Origin of the sequence: Pseudomonas sp. R25(2017) (genome assembly GCF_002112565.1) — a bacterium.
GTDB lineage: Bacteria > Pseudomonadota > Gammaproteobacteria > Pseudomonadales > Pseudomonadaceae > Aquipseudomonas > Aquipseudomonas ekonensis.
Genome location: NZ_NEHZ01000013.1, coordinates 88,042 through 106,307 on the forward strand (window position 1 = coordinate 88,042; position 18,266 = coordinate 106,307).

An 18,266-nucleotide genomic window follows, 5' to 3' on the forward strand; every position below is an offset into this window, starting at 1 on the left:
AGCGAAAAACTTTTTTGGACTGTTCTGCGAAAAGGAAAATTCATTTTGCGTGCACGACTTTTTCTAACGTTCGGTTTTGCGCTGCTCGCCGGTTGTTCGTTCTTCGGGCCGAAAGTGGATCTCGACAGCCTGACCCTCGACGTCGCGCCCAAGGCCAACGACGACACCCCCATCGCCGTGGATTTCATCGCGGTCAACGATCCGGATCTGCTCAAGCAACTGTCGGGCATCAGCGCCAGCCAGTGGTTCGCCGAGCGCGAGCAGTACCAGCGCGACTACCGTCAGTTGATGAGCGTGTGGGGACTGGAGCTGGTGCCGGGGCAATTCATCGACCGCCAACCCTTCCCGTTGGGGGGCAAGCGGGCGGCTGGACTTTTGGTCTTCGCCAGCTATAACACACCCGGAGCGCACCGCTTGCGGCTGGACGACCGGAGTGACGCCTGGCTCAAGTTCGACAGCCGCGAGATGAGCCTGGTCAGCAGGGAAAACTGAAAGCGCACCGTCCGCCGCCGGCCTGCGGCGCAGTCGAAGGGAATCACATGAGTCTGCTACCTGACGCGGTTTGCTGGCATGAAGGCATGCAGTTGCTGCCGCAGCATTTTCAGTTGCAGGGGTTGCGGGCCGAGGCGCTCGGCGCGCATTTGGCCCAGGCCTGCAACCCGTGGTTCTGGGGCGTGGCGCGCCTGGAGTTCGACCCCTCGGCGATGAGCGCCGGGGTGGTGCGCATCCTGGCGCTGCAAGGGACGATGCCCGACGGCCTGCCGGTGGATGTGCAGGCCGGCGTCGGCCCGGCGCTGGAGCTGGACGTGAGCGCGGCGGTGGACGAGACCGACGACGCCACCGTCACCGTGTACCTGGCCGTCAGCCCGTTGTGGCGCGCCGGTCAGCTGTTGCCGCTCAAGGGGCGTCTGCAATCGGTGGTGGGCGAGGCGCTGCCGGACCTCACCAGCGGCGAGTTCCCCGAATCGATCACCGTGTGGCGACCCAATCCGCGCCTGTGCACGCAACTGAACAAGGCCGATTCGATCTGCCTGCCGCTGCTGAAGATCCGCAAGGAGGGCGGTGGCTTCCTGCCGTTGCCGTACACGCCGCCGACGCCTGTGCTGCTGCCGGACTCGCCGCTGGGCCGCCGGGTGGCCGGGCTGTGCGCGCGGGCGCGGGAGAAGTGCCTGTTCCTCGGCGGTCGCCTGCGCCAGGCGCAGCAGGCCGGCAACCAGGACGATGCGCTGGAGATCCGCCGCCAGTTGACGGCCTTGTGGGCGCGCCTGCCGGAAGTCGAAGGCCTGCTCAACACGCGCATCGCCCATCCGCAGGCGCTGTATGTGCAGTTGCTGGGCCTGGCCGGCGCATGGGCGGCGCTGGATCCGCTGGCCGGCGTGCCGGCGTTCGCACCCTTGGACTTCCTTGAGCTGCAGCGCGGTTACGGGCAGGTGCTCGACTGGCTGGAGACCACCCTCGAACTGATCCGCGCCGGTTACCGCAGCATCGCCTTCGAACGGGGCGAGCACAGCTTTTCCATCCAGTTGCCTGAGGACCGGCCCAGTCAGCGCCTGGTCATCGGCCTGCGCATGCCCAACGGCGCCAGCGAACAGGCCGCCGGCGACTGGCTGCGGGGCGCGATCATCGCGTCGGCGCCGCACATCGCGCTGCTCAGCCGCCAGCGCATGAGCGGCCTGACGCACCAGGCCATGAGCCGCAGCGAGCAGGTGGCCTACAGCGTCGGCGACGACACCCGCCTGTTTGTGGTGAACGCCGAAGGCACCTGGTTCGACGCCCAACTGCCGCTGATGATCGCCGCCCCGGCGGCCAAGCTGACCAGCAGCCCCTGGCAGGTGGTGCTGTTTGTCCCGCAGACCGGTGAAAGTGCCTGATCACACAAGGAGCCGCTCATGTCGCAGGGGAATGCCGCAAGCCTGGGGTTGCAAGACGCGCCGCTGAGCAGCGCGTTCCGCCAGGCCTGGCAGCAGTGGTCGCAGGACTGGAGCCAGTTGCCCAAGGACGGCGAGGACGAACAGGCGTTGGTCGACACCGTGGTCGAGCTCTCGACCCAGGCCTCGCAGCGCCTGTGGCGCACCGCGTTTGCCCGGGTCGGCGACGCGGCCACCGAGCAGGTGCGGGCGCTGGTGTACGCGTTCGTCGCGCTGGTGGACGAAACCCTGTTGTTCACGCCCTGGCCGGGGCAGGCCGCCTGGCAGGACAAGCCCCTGGAGTCGCGCCTGTACGCCAGCCGCCAGGCCGGCGAGCAGGTGCCGGCGGCCATCGCGACACTGCTTGAAGAACAGCAACCCACCGCCCGCGACCTGGCCAACGTCTACCTGCAATGCCTGATCCTCGGCTTCCATGGTCGCCTGCGCGGCGAGCAGAGCCAGGCGCAACGGGAGAAGTGGCGCCTGGCGCTGTTCACCTTCGCCTGGCAGGACGACGCGGACTGGGCCGACGTCAGCCAACGGCTGGTGCAGCCCTCGCAGGCGGCGCCGCTGAACCTGCCGGTGCGCACTGCGCTGCCGGACGGCTTCCGGCTGGCCTTGGGCATTGCGGCGATGGTGCTGCTGCTCGCCGGTCTGGGGCACATGCTGTGGCGCGACATCGGCCAAGAACTGGAACCGGTGCTGCAGATGACAGAACTTGCGCCCGCGCCGGAGCAAGGCTCATGAGCACGCTGGCGATCGTGGCGTGGGTGGTCGGCATCGTCCTGCTGCTGGTGCTGCTGGCCGTCGCGGTGTGGTGGCTGCGCACCCAGAGCGGCGCGGCGATCCGCAGCTTCTACGGTGCGGTGCGGCACATGGAGCAGGAGCAGGGCAGCCGCGACCGCTATCAGTTGCCGTGGCTGCTGATGCTCGGCGACGAAGTCCAAGGCACGCAACTGGTGACCGAGTGGCGCCTGCAACCCACCGACAAACCGGCCTGGTTCGGCCGCTGGTGGTCCGACCCTGAAGGCGCGGTGCTGGTGGTGCCCCAGGCGCTGTTCTTGCCCGAAGACGGCATGCACCTGCAACGCGGCGGCTGGTGGCGGCTGCTGGGGCTGATCCTGCGCCTGCGCAGCAAACGTCCGCTGGACGGCGTGATCTGGACCGTGCCCACCGCGCGCCTGGGCAACCTGGAGCAGGCGACCGGCCTCGGCCTGGCGGCCCGGCGACGCTTCATCGACCTGCTGCAGCGCTTCGGCCTGAGCTTGCCGGTGTACGTGGTGGTCACTGGGCTGGAGGAATTGCCGGGGTTCCAGGAGCTGATCAGCGCGTTGCCGGACGAGGCCCGCGAACGCACCTTGGGCTGGTCGTCGCCCTATGCCAGGGACGCGGGCTGGCAGGGGCAATGGAGCGACCAGGCGCTGGACCGCCTGCACCGGGCGGTGGCCGAAGCGGTGATCGAGATCGGCACGTTGTCCGGGCATCTGAGCGCCGACCTGTACGCCTTGCCGGAGCGTCTGGAAAGCCTGCGCCGCGGCTTGCAGAACGTGCTGGAGCCGGTGTTCCAGGGCAACGCCCAGGGTGAAGCACCGTGCTTTCGCGGGCTTTACCTGAGCGCCAACCAACCGGCGGAGGATGCGCAGGACGGGTTCTCGGCCGATGACAGCGGCTTGCAGCAAAGCGCCTTCGTGCGCCAGTTGTGGCGCCAGCGCATCGTCGGCGAGCGTGGCGTGGCCCAAGGCGTGCCGCGCCTGTTGCGCCTGCGCCAGCGCTGGCAACGGCTGACGGCCGGGGTGGCGGTGGTGGTCGCGGGGGGCTGGGCGGTGGCGATGCTGCTGGTCTGGCATGCCTCGGTCAAGGACGCCCATGAGCTGGCGCGGCTGCTGCAAGTCGCCCAGAAAGGCTATGTGGCGGTCACCGACGATGCGCACCGGGTCGAGCCGACCCGGCGCAACGTGCAGAGCCTGTGGCGGGTGATGGAGCGCTCGCCGCGCTGGGATTTCGCGTCGCTGGTGTTCCCGACGTCGTGGTTCTCGTCGCTCGACGCCACGCTTGAACAGCAACTGCGCCTGTCGGCCCGGCGGCACCTGCTCGAACCGCTGCATGATCTGCTGAACGCCGAGCTGACCAAGCTCAAGGGCATCCGCAGCACCGACCGGCGGGCCAGTGTCGAAAGCGAGGATCCTGCGCAGTGGCAGAACTACCAGAAGGCCACCGACCTGGTGGACCGCGCCGTGCGCCTGGAGCAGCAGAACCAGTGGTTCGGCCAGGCCCTGAACAATCCCCGGGCGCCGCTGGAGGATCTGGTGCAGTTGAGCAACAACGCCCTGTCGCTGAACCTCAACGCCGGCACGCTGCCCCACGCCGCGTTCTTCAACCGGGTGCTGCTGGCCGACGAGGACGGCAATCTGCAGGCGCTGGACCTGAGCGTCGACCGGCCGCTGATCGTGGGCAATTTCACCGGGCTGATGGAACGTTGGCTGGATCAGTATTTCCTGGCCGACAATTTCGTCAGCAAGGCCGGCTACCTCAAGCTGCACCTGGAACAACTGGAGGTCGGCAGCGGCAACAGCCTCGGCGAGCTGGAGGATCTGCGCGCGCTGGTCGACGACTTGCAGGTGGCGATCGCCCTGACCAACTCGACCTGGGGGCGCGGCAAGGGCCAGGACCTGGTGCCGGGCTACCGCGAAATGCTCGACAAGGTGCACAAGAGCGCGTTGCTGGGGCCGGCGGTGGAGCAGCAACTGGAGGCCCAGGCGGCCAAGCTGCAGCAGAGCTTTCGCGACCAGTGGATCGCCCAGGTCGGCTCCCGGGGCAATCTGCTGGTACAGCAGGGCAGCGGGCAACTGACGCTGCAAGAGCATGTGGTCAAGCTGGACAATGCCGTGCAGTCGCTGTTCAAGCGCGACTTCGTGTCGGTCGCCCTGCGCGCCAGCCAGGACAACATCGACCTGCGCGGCCAGACCGTGGACGGCGACGACCTCGACACTTCGTTGAGCTATTTCGCCAGCTACAAGAGTTACATCGCCGAAGAATTGCCCAGGATCCCGTCGGCCTACCGTGGCGCACTGCTGCAGGCAGCCGAAAGCGCAGCGGCCCAAGCGATGTGGCTGAGCCTCAAAGACCACAATGACCAGACCCAACCCTACGCGGTGTTCAACGTGCGGGCGGAGCAGGCGATGGAACTGCAGAAGGCGTTCGTCGAGGTGCACCGCACGGACCTGGCGGCGCGCCTGCAAAGCGCGTTGAACCGCCGGGCGATGGCGCAGATCGTCAGCGGCCTGGACGAGATCGTCGCCCAGCCGCTGTTCGGCGGACGGGCAGAAATCAGCCAGTGGGACGGCTCGAAGAACCTCGGCCTGCAACTCTACGGCGCCAGCGACGTGCAGGACCTGAAGCTCAGCCTCAAGCAGCAGTTCAATACCATGCTCGGCATCACCGAGCGGCGCACCTCGGCGTTGCAGTGGCTCAAGACCCAGCAGGCCAACCTGTCGGCGCTGGACTACGAGCGGGTGACCCAGTTCAGCGCGCTCAACGACGAGCTGCTCAAGTACAAGGACGCCAACCCCGCCAGCTCGCCCGCGCAGATCGAACAGCTGGTCAGCCGTGACTTCATCGAGATGGACACCGGCTCTTGCGTGCAGGTGCTGCAGACCGCCAACGTCGCCGGCGGGCGCGGCACCCTGGCGATGCGGGCCATGGAGCTGCAGCAGTCGGCCATGCAGCGTTGCCAGTTCCTGCAACAGCAACAGGCTGCCGCCGCGTGGAACGAACTGGCCAACTACTTCAATCAATACCTGGCCGACCGCTTCCCGTTCGCCAACGGCGTGCAGGCGCAGGATGCCGACCCGGCCCGGGTGCAGCACCTGCTGGAGCTGATCGACAAGCGCCTGCCGGTGGCGCTGGCGGGCCTGGCCACGAGCCAGGCGCCGGAGCGCTTGGCGGCAGAGGATTTCCTCAACCGCCTGAAGCAGGCCGGCACCTGGCTGACGCCGCTGTTCGTGCGGGACAAGAGCGGCATCCTCGGCCTGGAGCTGGATGTGCGCTGGCGCACCGACCGCGAGGAAGAGAGGGGCGCCGATCAGGTGATCGCCTGGGGCCTGCTGGCCGGCAGCCAACAGATCAATTACCCCGGCGCCGAGCAGCCGAACCTGCGCTGGATGGTGGGCCAGCCGGTGCGCCTGACCTTGCGCTGGGCGCGCAACGGCAACGAACGGCCGGTCAACGATCCGCTGCAGCCCAACCTGGTGGTGCGCGACCTTGAGGCGGGCTGGGAGTACGGCGGGCCGTGGTCGCTGCTGCGCCTGATGCGCGCGCATTTCTCCGTGCAGCGCCAGCCGAGCATGGACTACACCGACTTTCCGCTGAGCCTGCGCCTGCCGGTCACGGCGCAGAACGACAGCGTCACCACCGGCTTCACTCGGATGTTCGTGCGCCTGTCGCTGATGAGCCAGGGCTCGAAACTGCCGATGTCCATCACGCCGCCGCCGACCCGGGCGCCGCGTTCGCCGTTTCAGATGACCGGCACCACCGCCGCCATCGACACCCAGAAGGAGGGGCTGTGAGCCTGCCATCCGCCGCGTTGCCTGACCTCATTGAACAGCTGCTGGCGCCGATCAGCGAAGACGCGCCGTGCGGCGTGGACCTGCGCTACGAACGCGAGTTCGACCAACTGCGCGACCTGCGCCGCGAAGACGACGCCAGCCTGCCGACCGGTGTATGGGAATCGACGCTCAAGCGGGCGGACTGGCCGAAGGTGGAAGCGATCACCACCCACCTGCTGCTGGAACGCAGCAAGGACTTGATGCTCAGCGCCTGGCTCGGCGAAGCGTGGCTCCATTTGCAGGGGCTGGACGGTCTGCCCGGGAGCCTGGCGCTGGTCGCGGGGCTGTGCGAGCGCTATTCCGATCAGGTGCACCCACAGGCCGAAGACGGCGACCAGTCCTGGCGGGTGACGCCGCTGGAATGGCTGGTGCGCCGCTACAGCGAAATCCTGCTGACCCGGGTGCCGCTGTTCGGCGCCCACAACCGTGATTTCGAGGGCTACAGCCTGAGTGCCTGGCGCCGTCTGCAGGTGCAGCAGGTGCAGGTCAACGACAGCAAGAACGCCAAGGCCCTGGCGGAAACCGCCCGCAGCGAACAGAAGACCCTCAGCGATCAGGTGCGCGCCACGCCCATGGCGTTCTGGCTGCGCCAGCAGGGCAACCTGCTGCTGGGGTTGCAGCACCTGCAAAGGCTCGACGCCTGGAGCGACACCTATCTGGGGGATCAGGGGCCGGGGCTCAAGCCCTTGCAGGAGACCCTCCAAGCGCTGCTGACGCTGGTCAAGGAGTTCATCGCCATGCACCCGCAACAACCCGCGCCGCCACCGGTTCAGGAACCGGCCGCCGAGATCCCGTCCGCCGATGAGGCGGCTGCCGATGCGGTGAACGACGCGCCGTCGATCCAGGCGGCCCGCGAGCCGGCCAGCCGCGAGGAAGCCTACCGGCAACTGCTGCTGATCGCCGAATACCTGGCCCGCACCGAACCCCACAGCCCGGTGCCGTACCTGATCCGGCGCGCGGTGGAGTGGGGCAACAAGCCGTTGAGCGAGCTGTTGGGCGAACTGATTTCCGCCGACGCCGAGGCGCGGCGGATGTGGACGTTGCTCGGCGTGCTTTAGTGCACGCGCTGGTCGTTGAGGCGAGGGGGCAGGTCGAGGGGCGTCAGCACCGGTTGCCCGGAGAAGAACGCCACCAGGTTTTTCCCCACCAGCTCTACGGTGCCTTGGGTGGCCTCCGGTGACAGCCCGGCGACGTGCGGGGTCAGGATCACGTTGCTCAGGCCTTTCAGGGCATCCGGCACTTGCGGTTCGTGGTCGAACACATCCAGCGCGGCCCCGGCGATCCGCCGCTGCTCCAGCGCGGCGATCAGATCGGCGGTGGCGATCACGCTGGCGCGGGCGATGTTGACGATGAAACCCTTGGGCCCCAGGGCGTCGAGCACCGGGCGGGTCACCAGGTGCTGGGTGCCGATGCCGCCGGGGGTGGCGACCACCAGGAAGTCCGAGGCCCGGGCCAGCTCCGTCGGGGTCGAGCAGAAGGTGTAGGGCACGTCGTTGCGCACCTGGCGGCTGTGGTAGCTGATCTCCATGTCGAAGCCGCTGCCGGCGCGTTTGGCGATGGCCATGCCCACTGCGCCCAGGCCGAGGATGCCCAGCCGTTTGCCGGACAGGGACGGGCGCATGATCTTGGGCCATTCGCCCCGGCGCACGGCGGCGTCGCAGCGCGGAATGTCACGCACCAGCGCCAGCAGCATGGCCATCGCGTGGTCGGCCACCGAGGAGGCGTTGACTCCGGCGCCGTTGGTCACGGTGAGGCCCCGGTCGCTGGCGGCCTGCAGGTCCACCTTTTCGTAGCCGGCGCCGATCACGCAGATGATCTTCAGCGCCGGCAACGCGGCGATCTCGTCGGCGAAGAGGCCCAGCGGGCCGCGGGTCAGCACGGCATCGATCCGCGGGCCGTGGGTGGCGATGGCCTGGGCGCGTTCGGCGGGGGTGGGGGCGAGGATCAGGTGAAAGCCCTGTCGTTCGAGGATCGGCAGGTAGTCATTGATGGTTTCAACCAGTACCAGAACGGTGGCGGGCATTGCTCGGCTCCTGTGATCGTCGTCGTGTCGGTCGCGAAAGTCGTGCCAGAGTGCGGATCGCGCAGCGGTTTGGCAACCGCAGACCCTGGGCTCGCACCAGCCAGTGTAGGAGCTGGTGCGGGGGCCCGGAGGGCGCTTGGTCAGGCGGTCGCGCCGCCGTGGGCGGGCACGGTTTCAGCTCACGTACTGGGCGATGCCGTGGCCGAACGACCAGTTCTCCTTTTTCACCTCCACCAGGTTGATGAACACGTCTTCCTGGCGCACCGCCAACTGGTTGTGCAGGTGATGGGCGATCGTCTGGTACAGCTGCTGCTTCTGCTCGACGCTGCGGCCTTCGCTGACCGTCAGCTGGATGAACACCATGCCGTCGCTGCGCGGAATGCCCAGGTACTGCGGGTCATAGATGAAATGCGGCCCGTCGTGTTCGGCCAGGATCTGGAAATTGTCGTGCTCCGGCACGTTGAACGTGCTGCGCAGGGCGGCGTAGATGACCTCGCCGATGCGTTTGGCGAAGGTGGGGTCGGGGTTTTTCCTGATGTCGACGCGGACGAGGGGCATGGGGCGGCTCCAAGGGCGGAAGGCTGGGGAACACGGTCGGAATCTCGCCATTGGGTATAGCCGATAAACACCGGTCGGTGAGCTGCCCTGAGCGCCACTTCCGCCAGGCTTGCAGCGCTTGGGCTTGTCGGAAAACGACATTTTTGGTGTCTGTAAGCGACAGCTATTTTGCCGAAAACGACATACCTGGAATCTGATCCGTACAACCATTCCTCAGCTAAGTCTTTGCTTCTGCTCATTTATCCCGGAGAATCGCGACCCTGTTTCGGTTGCGACGTTTCTGTCGGTTTTTCCCGGCGCGTTTTGACCGAGTGGCAAGTGACCGGAATGCGGAGATCCGACCGGATGAATGATCAGGCCAATAGCGTCAACGAGCGCTTTGAATCGGCGGCACCAGCTGAACTGTCGAGCTGGAACCGTCAAGACACCACCTGGATGCTGGGACTGTTCGGGACGGCCATCGGCGCCGGCACCCTGTTCCTGCCGATCAACGCGGGGCTGGGCGGCTTCTGGCCGCTGCTGATCCTGGCGCTGCTGGCGTTCCCGATGACGTTCTACGCACACCGGGGCCTGACTCGCTTCGTGCTGTCCGGCCGCGAAGGCGCCGACATCACCGAGGTGGTCGAGCAGCACTTCGGCATCAAGGCCGGCGCCTTGATCACCTTGCTGTACTTCTTCGCCATCTTCCCGATCCTGCTGATCTACAGCGTCGGCCTGACCAACACGGTCGCCAGTTTCCTTGAGCACCAATTGCACATCACGCCGCCGCCGCGCGCGGTGCTGTCGTTCGCGCTGATCCTCGGCCTGCTGGCGGTGGTGCGCTGCGGCGAGCAGGTGATCGTCAAGGCCATGAGCCTGATGGTGTACCCGTTCATCGTCGCCCTGGCGTTCCTGGCGGTGTACCTGATCCCGCACTGGACCGGCGGCATCCTCACCACCGCCTCGCACGTGCCGGCGCCTTCGGCGTTCCTGCACACGCTGTGGCTGGCGATTCCGGTGATGGTGTTCTCGTTCAACCACTCGCCGATCATTTCGGCGTTCGCGGTGGACCAGAAGCGCCGTTATGGCGTCCACGCCGATGAGCGCAGCTCGCAGATCCTGTCCCGCGCCCACGCCCTGATGGTGCTGATGGTGCTGTTCTTCGTGTTCAGCTGCGTGCTGACCCTGTCGCCGGAGCAACTGGCCGAGGCCAAGGCGCAGAACCTGTCGATCCTGTCGTACTTGGCCAACCACTTCAGCAACCCGACCATCGCGTTCGCGGCGCCGCTGATCGCGTTCGTGGCCATCTCCAAGTCGTTCCTGGGCCACTACATCGGCGCCAGCGAAGGCCTCAAGGGCCTGATCGTCAAGAGCGGCAAGCGTCCGGGCGCCAAGGCCCTGGACCGCATCGTCGCGGCGTTCATGCTGGTGGTGTGCTGGATCGTGGCCACGCTCAACCCGAGCATCCTGGGCATGATCGAAACCATCGGCGGCCCGGTGATCGCAGCGATCCTGTTCCTGATGCCGATGTACGCCATCCGCAAGGTGCCGGCGATGGCCCGCTACCGCGGTCAGGCGTCCAACGTGTTCGTCACGGCCGTCGGCCTGGTGGCGATTTCCGCGTTGATCTATTCGCTGGCGGCATAACCGCGCAGGGCCTCGCGCCCCGGCAGATACACAGCTACAGTGGCCGCTGCGCACGATGTGCGCAGCGGCTTTTTTTCGCCTGGAGACAGAGGATTGTCGAGCGTTCCCCCTTCCGTCGCACCTGCCAACCGCTGGCAAGACCTGTTGGCCGGGCTATCGATCGCCGGCCTGCTGCTGCCCGAAGCCGTGGCCTATTCGACCATCGCCGCGTTGGCGCCCCAGGCTGGGGTGATCGCGCTGTTCGCCGGCCTGCTGTGCTACGGACTGCTGGGCTCCAGCCGTTTCGCCATCGTCTCGGCGACCTCGTCGTCGGCGGCGGTGCTGGCGGCGGCCACGGCGACCCTGGCCAACGGCGACCCGCAATTGCGTTCGACCCTGGCGGTGGGGCTGGTGCTGGTCACCGGCGCGCTGTTTCTGCTGGCCGGGGCGTTCCGTTTCGGCAGCGTCACGTCCTTCATCGCCAAGCCGGTGCTGCGCGGGTTTGCCTTCGGACTGGCGCTGACCATCATTCTCAAGCAAGTGGCGAGCGTGGTCGGCGTGCACCTGACGGACGCCAACCTGGTGCGTTTCGCCCCGCAGTTGCTGGAGCAGTTGCCGCAATGGAACTGGCCGTCCGCCGCTGTCGGCGCCGCGGCGCTGGTGCTGCTCGGGGTGCTTTCGCGCCATCCCCGGGTGCCCGGCGGTCTGCTGGTGGTGGTGATCGGCATTGCGGCCGGGCAATGGCTGAACCTGTCGGATCACGGCGTGAAGCTGATCGGCGCCATCGATCTGGGCCTGGAGGTGCCCAACCTGCCGGCGCTGCCGTTCGCCGACTGGCTGCGCCTGGGGGAGGTGGCGTTCGCCATGGTGATGATCCTGTACGCCGAATCCTACGGTTCGATCAGTGCGTATGCGCTCAAGCACGGCGACCGCGTGACCTCCAACCGCGACTTGCTGGCCTTGGGCGCCGGCAACCTGCTGTCCGGCCTGTTCCATGGCATGCCGGTGGGGGCCGGCTATTCGGCGACCTCGGCCAACGAAGCCGCCGGCGCCACGTCACGCTGGGCAGGCGGCATCGCGGCGCTGACGGTGCTGATCATCGTGCTGACCGTGCTGCCGTGGATTGCGCTGACGCCGGAGCCGGTGCTGGCGGCCATCGTCATGCACGCGCTGGGCAGGGGCTTGAGCCTGCAGCCGCTGGGGCGCTATTTCATCTGGCGGCGCGACCGGGTGCTGGTGGTCTGCGCGGTGACGTCCGTGCTGGTGCTGGGGGTGCTGGACGGCTTGCTGGTGTCGGTGGCCATCAGTGTGCTGCTGATGCTCAAGCAGCTGTCGGCGGCGGACATCCAGGTGCTCGGGCGGATCGACGGCGGCCATGACTTTGTCGACCTTCAGCGCCATCCGACGGCGGCCACCGAGCCGGGCGTGCTGATCGTGCGGCCTGGCGAGGCGCTGTTCTTCGCCAATGTCGAACGGATCCTGGGCGGTGCGTTGCGGCTGGTCCGCCACTCGCAGGTGCCGGTGCACACGGTGATCCTCAGCCTTGAGGAGTCTCCTGACCTGGACGGCACCAGCCTTGAGGCGATGCAGGAGTTCTTCGTGCGGGTGCATCAGGCGGGCAAGCGGCTGATTCTGGCCCGGCTCAAGCACGAGGCGCTGGCAGCGCTGGATGCGTTGCCGCAGACCCAGGCCAATGGCGTGATCCTGAGCGGGTTGAGCGTGGACGGCGCGGTGCAGAAGGCGCGCGATCTGGCGCCCTGAGCGATGATTCCCTGTGGGGGCGAGCCTGCTCGCGATGACGGGGTGCCTGCCTGAGAGATGCTGGATATGCCGACGCCATCGCCGGCAAGCCGGCTCCCACAGTTTGCTCTGGCGTACACGGAATCGGCGAACGCCTTCGATCCTGTGGGAGCGAGCCTGCTCGCGATGGCGGTGTGTCTGGCTGAGAGGATGCTGGATGTGCCGGCCCCATCGCCAGCAGGCTGGCTCCCACAGTTTCTTTGGCGCTCACGGAGCAACCTGTGGGAGCCGGCTTGCCGGCGATGGCGATGGGTCAGGCGCTGGCGATGTCGGCTGTGCCGGTGCATCGTCAGCAGGCTGGCTCCTGTACGGGGGATTGAAGGCATAAAAAAACGCCGCCCGTCTCGCGACGGGCGGCGTTCTTCATTGCCTTGCAGCGTTAGGCTTGAACGACCGGAATTTTGGCGTTCGCAGCAGCCTCACGGAACTCGGCGATCTGGTCGAAGGACAGGTAGCGGTAAACGTCGGCCGCCATGCTGTCGATCTTGCCGGCGTATTCCATGTACTCCTCGACGGTCGGCAGGCGACCCAGGATCGAAGCCACGGACGCCAGCTCAGCCGAAGCCAGGTAGACGTTCGCGCCGTCGCCCAGACGGTTCGGGAAGTTACGGGTCGACGTCGACACCACGGTGCTGTTCGGCTCAACGCGTGCCTGGTTACCCATGCACAGCGAGCAGCCTGGCATTTCCATGCGGGCGCCGGCCTTGCCGTAGATGCCGTAGTAGCCTTCTTCGGTCAGTTGGTGAGCGTCCATCTTGGTCGGCGGCGACAGCCACAGACGGGTCGGCAGCTGGCCCTTGACCTGATCCAGCAGCTTGCCGGCGGCGCGGAAGTGACCGATGTTGGTCATGCACGAACCGATGAACACCTCGTTGATCTTCTCGCCGGCAACGCTGGAGAGCAGACGGGCGTCGTCCGGGTCGTTCGGCGCGCAGAGCACAGGCTCCTTGATGTCGGCCAGGTCGATCTCGATGACTTCGGCGTATTCCGCGTCCTTGTCGGCTTCCATCAGCTCAGGGTTGGCCAGCCAGGCTTCCATCGCCTGGGCACGGCGTTCCATGGTGCGGGCATCGCCGTAGCCTTCGCCGATCATCCAGCGCAGCAGGGTGATGTTGGACTGCAGGTACTCGGCGATGGCCTTTTCCGGCAGCTTGATGGTGCAGCCGGCGGCGGAACGCTCGGCGGAGGCGTCGGACAGTTCGAACGCTTGCTCGACGGTCAGTTCGTCCAGGCCTTCGATCTCCAGGATGCGGCCGGAGAAGGCGTTCTTCTTGCCTTTCTTCTCGACGGTCAGCAGGCCTTTCTGGATCGCGTAGTAAGGGATGGCATGAACCAGGTCACGCAGGGTGATGCCAGGCTGCAGCTTGCCCTTGAAGCGAACCAGGATCGACTCAGGCATGTCCAGCGGCATGACGCCGGTGGCGGCGGCGAACGCGACCAGACCGGAACCGGCCGGGAACGAGATGCCCATCGGGAAGCGGGTGTGCGAGTCACCGCCGGTGCCCACGGTGTCCGGCAGCAGCATGCGGTTCAGCCACGAGTGGATGATGCCGTCGCCCGGACGCAGCGAAACGCCGCCACGGGTCATGATGAAGTCAGGCAGGGTGTGGTGGGTGGTCACGTCGATCGGCTTCGGATACGCCGCGGTGTGGCAGAAGGACTGCATCACCAGGTCGGCGGAGAAGCCCAGGCACGCCAGGTCCTTCAGTTCGTCACGGGTCATGGGACCTGTGGTGTCCTGGGAACCGACGGTGGTCATCTTCGGTTCGCAGTAGGTGCCGGGACGCACGCCTTTGCCTTTCGGCAGGCCGCAGGCCTTGCCGACCATCTTCTGCGCCAGGGTGTAGCCCTTGCCGGTGTCGACAGGCGCTTCAGGCAGCTTGAACAGGTCGGTCGGGCCCAGGCCCAGCTCGGCGCGCGCCTTCTCGGTCAGGCCACGGCCGACGATCAGCGGGATACGGCCGCCGGCGCGGACTTCGTCCAGCAGCACCGGGGTCTTCAGTTCGAAGGTGGTGATGACGTCGTCGGTGCCGTGCTTGCACACTTTGCCGGCGTGCGGGTAGACGTCGATCACGTCGCCCATGTTCAGGTTCGACACGTCGAACTCGATCGGCAGGGCGCCGGCGTCTTCCATGGTGTTGTAGAAGATCGGAGCGATCTTGGAGCCGAAGCAGAAGCCGCCGGCGCGCTTGTTCGGCACGTAAGGGATGTCGTCGCCGAAGAACCACAGCACCGAGTTGGTGGCGGACTTACGGGAGGAACCGGTGCCGACCACGTCGCCGACGTAGGCGACCGGGAAGCCCTTGGCCTTGACTTCTTCGATCTGCTTGAGCGGGCCGATGGCGCCTTGCTGCTCAGGCACGATGCCGTCACGGGCCATTTTCAGCATGGCCAGGGCGTGCAGCGGGATGTCAGGGCGCGACCAGGCGTCCGGGGCAGGGGACAGGTCGTCGGTGTTGGTTTCGCCCGGGACCTTGAAGACGGTCAGGCTGTATTTGTCGGCGATGGCAGGCTTGTTGGTGAACCACTCGCCGGCGGCCCAGGATTCCAGCACGGCCTTGGCGTGGGCATTGCCCGCCTTGGCTTTTTCGGCCACGTCGTGGAAGGCGTCGAACATCAGCAGGGTGTGCTTGAGCTGTTCAGCGGCGACGGCAGCCAGTTCGGCGTCGTCCAGCAGTTCAACCATGGTGGCGATGTTGTAGCCGCCCTGCATGGTGCCCAGCAGCTCGACGGCGCGTTTCTTGTCGATCAGCGGGGATTTGGCTTCGCCCTTGGCGACGGCGGACAGGAAACCGGCCTTGACGTAGGCGGCTTCGTCCACTCCTGGCGGAACGCGGTTGGTGATCAGGTCAACGAGGAAGGCTTCTTCGCCAGCCGGGGGATTCTTCAGCAGCTCGACCAGGCCTGCAGTTTGTTCGGCGTTGAGCGGCTGGGGAACGATACCCAGTGCTGCACGCTCTTCGATATGTTTGCGGTAGGCTTCAAGCACAGTTATTACCCTCATCAGTGGTCCCAAATGGGTGTCCGGGACGCTCATCCCGAAATGGACGTATTCATGCGCTGCGTGGCGTTGTGAGCCGCTTAGCCAGAATTACCGACCATTCCTTACAGAAGCTGCTTTCAAAGTTTTACGCCTGCAGAACGGGAGCTGATGAGGGTTGGCGTCGGGCTTTTCCCCGCTGGAAAAACCGTTCGCCAACACCGCTCTGAAGGAACGACTGTGCTCGTGACGCTTTGAAAACAGCTTCTTGACGGACATTGGCGCCTAAAAAGGCTGGCTGATTCTACGGCAAAAAAAAATTAAAGGTAAGTCGGCCGGCATTGGACTTTGGTGGCGGGTCGGACGGCCCGTCCCAGGGCCCGCCGGCCGCTTGACCCTGCGAACGGAGGGGTGATCAACGGCGGACAAAGGGCTACCATACCGGCCTGTTCCGCGTTGCCGTGTTTTGCCCCCTTATGCCCAATCAGACCATCAAGACCCCCTGCGTCGGCCTTTGCTCCACCGTTTACGGTGACCTGGTGTGCCGCGGCTGCAAGCGTTTCCATCATGAGGTGATCCACTGGAACGGCTACGGCGAGGAGCAGAAGACCGCGGTGTGGCTGCGTCTTGAGCAGTTGCTGTCACAAGTGATGGCGAGCAAGGTCGAGGTGTTCGACCGGGCGCTGCTGCGCCAGCAGCTGGAGCAGCGCAAGATCCGCTTCGTGCCGCACCAGTCGGAATATTGCTGGGCCTACCAGCTGATTGCCCGGGGCGCGCGGGTGATCGTCAACCTGGAGGCCTACGGGATGGTGCTGATGCCGGAATTTCGCGACTGGAACCTGCCGGAGTTGCGCGACGCCATCGACCGGGAGTTCTTCCTGCTGTCGGAGGCGCACTACCAGCGCTACATCGCCCCCGGGTTCCTCAAGGATGCCTTGGGCGACTGAAGGCATCGCCAGCAGGCTGGCTCCCACAGGGTTTTGTGGTGTACCTACATCCTGCAAACACCCGGGATACCTGTGGGAGCTGGCTTGCCAGCGATGAGGCCGGCCCGGGCGCCGCAAGCCTCAGTGCTTGACCGCCAGCTCCACCAGATGATCCTCGACCTCCTGCGGCTTGAGCACCAGCACGTCGCTTTCCAGCGCATCGAGCACCACTTCGGCGGTGTTGCCGATCAGTGCGCCGGACAGCCCGGTGCGGGCCACGGTGCCGATCACGGTCACCGCCGCCTGCAGTTTGTGGGCCATGAACGGGATCAGCACGTCGGCCGGCCCTTCCTCGATGTGCAGGTGCGCTTCATCGATGTCGAACTCGGCCTGGAACGCCCGGCACTGCTCGCGGTAGCGCGCCTCGATGGTTTCCTTGAGCTGGAAGGTCGGGTCGGCCGCCGACAGCATCGGCGACGGATGGGCGCTGATCACGTGCAGGTGCCCCTTGGCCAGGCTGGCGATGTCGTAGCCGTGGTCGATGATGGTGGTGTGCAGGTGGCGGTGTTCGCCGTCGGCGTTGCCCACGTCGACGGCGGCCAGGATCACCTTGTCCTTCCAGGAACCGGCGGTCTTCACCAGCAGCACCGGGGTCGGGCAGTGACGCAGCAGTTTCCAGTCCGCCGGGGTCAGCAGGGCCTTTTTCAGCGAACTGTCGGGGAAGTGCTGCTTGATCACCAGCCCGCAGCCTTCGGCCTGCTGCACGTCGATGATGGTTTCGTGCAGGCTTTCGTTCCACGCCTGTTCGGTGGTGACGCTGTAGCCGTCCGCCAGCAGCGCGGCCTTGAGCACGCTGAGCATGCCGGCGTGGTCGTGCTTCTTGTCGCACACCAGCAGGTGGAGGTGGGCCTGGGTCACGCCGGCGATCAGCTTGGCGCGCTTGAGCGCCAGGCTTTCCGAGTGTTCGGGTTCGATGACCACCAGAATGCTGCGAATGGCTTGCATGAGCGGAGTCTCCAGCAATGAAAAGGCACGGCGTTGCACAACTATAGTTGCTGCGCCCGCGCCTGCGGCTTGATGCATATCAATGGCGGCCGCTGGTGGTCTGCGGACAGGCCGGTATAATCGCGCCCTTCGCTTGATACCCATTGCCCGTGAGCCCCATGAACCTTCCCGAAATCCACGAATTCCTTGGCTGCCGCACCCCGGACGCCTGGGTCCAGGCCGCGCTGGCCGATCAGGAGACGCTGCTGATCGACCACAAGAACTGCGAGTTCAAGGCCGCCAGCACCGCGTTGAGCCTGATCGCCAAGTACCATTCCCACGTCGATCTGATCAACATGATGTCGCGCCTGGCCCGGGAAGAGCTGGTGCACCACGAACAGGTGATGCGCATCATGAAGCGGCGCAAGGTCGAACTGCGCCAACTGCATGCCGGCCGCTACGCCTCGGGCCTGCGCAAGGTGGTGCGCAGCCACGAGCCGGTGAAGCTGGTCGACACCCTGGTGGTCGGCGCCTTCATCGAGGCGCGCAGCTGCGAGCGGTTCGAGGCGCTGGTGCCGCACCTGGACGAAGAGCTGGGCAAATTCTATTTCGGCCTGCTCAAGAGCGAGGCGCGGCACTTTCAGGGTTACCTGAAACTGGCCTACCAGTACGGCGACGCCAAGGACATCGCCCAGGTGATCGAGAAGGTGCGGGCCGTCGAGCAGGACCTGATCGAATCGCCGGACGTGGAGTTCCGCTTCCACAGCGGCGTGCCGAGCGCCGCGTGACGGTACTTGTAAAAAACTCTTAAGACGATGAAACATCACAGGAAACCGGCCCTTGCGGCCGGTTTTTGCTGCCCACGGTAACCGCCCGGAC

General features: G+C 66.1%; 13 protein-coding genes. 9 read left to right on the forward strand and 4 right to left on the reverse strand.

Annotated features, from left to right (window positions below; genetic code table 11):
• Positions 1 to 45: 45 nt before the first annotated feature.
• From CAG31_RS17745 to tssA, 5 genes are read left to right on the forward strand one after another with little or no spacing between them, the layout of a single operon-like run.
• Positions 46 to 492, forward strand: coding sequence for a type VI secretion protein (locus tag CAG31_RS17745; protein WP_085583618.1), 447 nt, complete (start codon positions 46 to 48; stop codon positions 490 to 492).
• Between the two features lie 47 nt (positions 493 to 539).
• Positions 540 to 1,871, forward strand: a complete 1,332-nt coding sequence (tssK, locus tag CAG31_RS17750) for a type VI secretion system baseplate subunit TssK (protein ID WP_085583475.1) — start codon at positions 540 to 542, stop codon at positions 1,869 to 1,871.
• Positions 1,872 to 1,889: 18 nt separating this feature from the next.
• Positions 1,890 to 2,654, forward strand: a complete 765-nt coding sequence (locus tag CAG31_RS17755; protein WP_085583477.1) for a DotU/TssL family secretion system protein — start codon at positions 1,890 to 1,892, stop codon at positions 2,652 to 2,654.
• On the forward strand, positions 2,651 to 6,472 hold the full coding sequence (locus CAG31_RS17760; RefSeq protein WP_085583479.1) for a type VI secretion protein IcmF/TssM N-terminal domain-containing protein: 3,822 nt from the start codon (positions 2,651 to 2,653) through the stop codon (positions 6,470 to 6,472). Before CAG31_RS17755 ends, CAG31_RS17760 begins: the two co-directional genes overlap by 4 nt.
• Positions 6,469 to 7,569 (forward strand): type VI secretion system protein TssA, encoded by a 1,101-nt coding sequence (tssA, locus tag CAG31_RS17765; RefSeq protein ID WP_085583480.1) that lies wholly within the window; start codon positions 6,469 to 6,471, stop codon positions 7,567 to 7,569. The genes CAG31_RS17760 and tssA overlap by 4 nt, the downstream gene beginning before the upstream one ends.
• On the opposite strand, the gene CAG31_RS17770 is transcribed toward tssA, so the two are convergent.
• On the reverse strand, positions 7,566 to 8,534 hold the full coding sequence (locus CAG31_RS17770) for a 2-hydroxyacid dehydrogenase (RefSeq protein WP_085583482.1): 969 nt from the start codon (positions 8,532 to 8,534) through the stop codon (positions 7,566 to 7,568). The two genes, tssA and CAG31_RS17770, sit on opposite strands and share 4 nt — an antisense overlap.
• Positions 8,535 to 8,708: 174 nt before the next feature.
• Positions 8,709 to 9,092 carry a tautomerase family protein gene (locus CAG31_RS17775; protein WP_085583484.1) on the reverse strand — a complete coding sequence of 128 codons (384 nt, stop codon included), beginning with the start codon at positions 9,090 to 9,092 and terminating at the stop codon, positions 8,709 to 8,711.
• 345 nt (positions 9,093 to 9,437) lie between these two features.
• Here CAG31_RS17775 and CAG31_RS17780 point away from each other — a divergent pair, with 345 nt between their 5' ends.
• Together CAG31_RS17780 and CAG31_RS17785 are read left to right on the forward strand one after the other, a co-directional pair.
• Positions 9,438 to 10,718 (forward strand): HAAAP family serine/threonine permease, encoded by a 1,281-nt coding sequence (locus CAG31_RS17780; protein ID WP_085583486.1) that lies wholly within the window; start codon positions 9,438 to 9,440, stop codon positions 10,716 to 10,718.
• Between the two features lie 93 nt (positions 10,719 to 10,811).
• On the forward strand, positions 10,812 to 12,458 hold the full coding sequence (locus CAG31_RS17785; RefSeq protein WP_085583488.1) for a SulP family inorganic anion transporter: 1,647 nt from the start codon (positions 10,812 to 10,814) through the stop codon (positions 12,456 to 12,458).
• Positions 12,459 to 12,876: 418 nt separating this feature from the next.
• On the opposite strand, the gene acnB is transcribed toward CAG31_RS17785, so the two are convergent.
• Entirely contained in the window at positions 12,877 to 15,486 is a 2,610-nt protein-coding gene (gene acnB / locus CAG31_RS17790) for a bifunctional aconitate hydratase 2/2-methylisocitrate dehydratase (RefSeq protein ID WP_085583490.1), read from the reverse strand.
• A gap of 467 nt (positions 15,487 to 15,953) precedes the next feature.
• Between acnB and CAG31_RS17795 the strand changes: the two genes are divergently transcribed.
• Positions 15,954 to 16,424 carry a DUF1289 domain-containing protein gene (locus tag CAG31_RS17795; protein ID WP_085583492.1) on the forward strand — a complete coding sequence of 157 codons (471 nt, stop codon included), beginning with the start codon at positions 15,954 to 15,956 and terminating at the stop codon, positions 16,422 to 16,424.
• Between the two features lie 120 nt (positions 16,425 to 16,544).
• Here CAG31_RS17795 and CAG31_RS17800 read toward each other — a convergent pair whose 3' ends face one another.
• Entirely contained in the window at positions 16,545 to 17,408 is an 864-nt protein-coding gene (locus CAG31_RS17800) for a universal stress protein (RefSeq protein WP_085583494.1), read from the reverse strand.
• Between the two features lie 158 nt (positions 17,409 to 17,566).
• Here CAG31_RS17800 and CAG31_RS17805 point away from each other — a divergent pair, with 158 nt between their 5' ends.
• Positions 17,567 to 18,175 (forward strand): tRNA-(ms[2]io[6]A)-hydroxylase, encoded by a 609-nt coding sequence (locus CAG31_RS17805; protein ID WP_085583496.1) that lies wholly within the window; start codon positions 17,567 to 17,569, stop codon positions 18,173 to 18,175.
• Positions 18,176 to 18,266: the final 91 nt, after the last annotated feature.

Bases quoted from the DNA above. Each gene is read 5' to 3' on its own strand.
- CAG31_RS17780 (WP_085583486.1), top strand. From the start codon at position 9,438: ATGAATGATCAGGCCAATAGCGTCAACGAGCGCTTTGAATCGGCGGCA.
- CAG31_RS17805 (WP_085583496.1), top strand. From the start codon at position 17,567: ATGAACCTTCCCGAAATCCACGAATTCCTTGGCTGCCGCACCCCGGAC.
- CAG31_RS17770 (WP_085583482.1), bottom strand. From the start codon at position 8,534: ATGCCCGCCACCGTTCTGGTACTGGTTGAAACCATCAATGACTACCTG.
- CAG31_RS17755 (WP_085583477.1), top strand. From the start codon at position 1,890: ATGTCGCAGGGGAATGCCGCAAGCCTGGGGTTGCAAGACGCGCCGCTG.
- CAG31_RS17760 (WP_085583479.1), top strand. From the start codon at position 2,651: ATGAGCACGCTGGCGATCGTGGCGTGGGTGGTCGGCATCGTCCTGCTG.
- tssK (WP_085583475.1), top strand. From the start codon at position 540: ATGAGTCTGCTACCTGACGCGGTTTGCTGGCATGAAGGCATGCAGTTG.
- CAG31_RS17800 (WP_085583494.1), bottom strand. From the start codon at position 17,408: ATGCAAGCCATTCGCAGCATTCTGGTGGTCATCGAACCCGAACACTCG.
- CAG31_RS17795 (WP_085583492.1), top strand. From the start codon at position 15,954: ATGCCCAATCAGACCATCAAGACCCCCTGCGTCGGCCTTTGCTCCACC.
- CAG31_RS17775 (WP_085583484.1), bottom strand. From the start codon at position 9,092: ATGCCCCTCGTCCGCGTCGACATCAGGAAAAACCCCGACCCCACCTTC.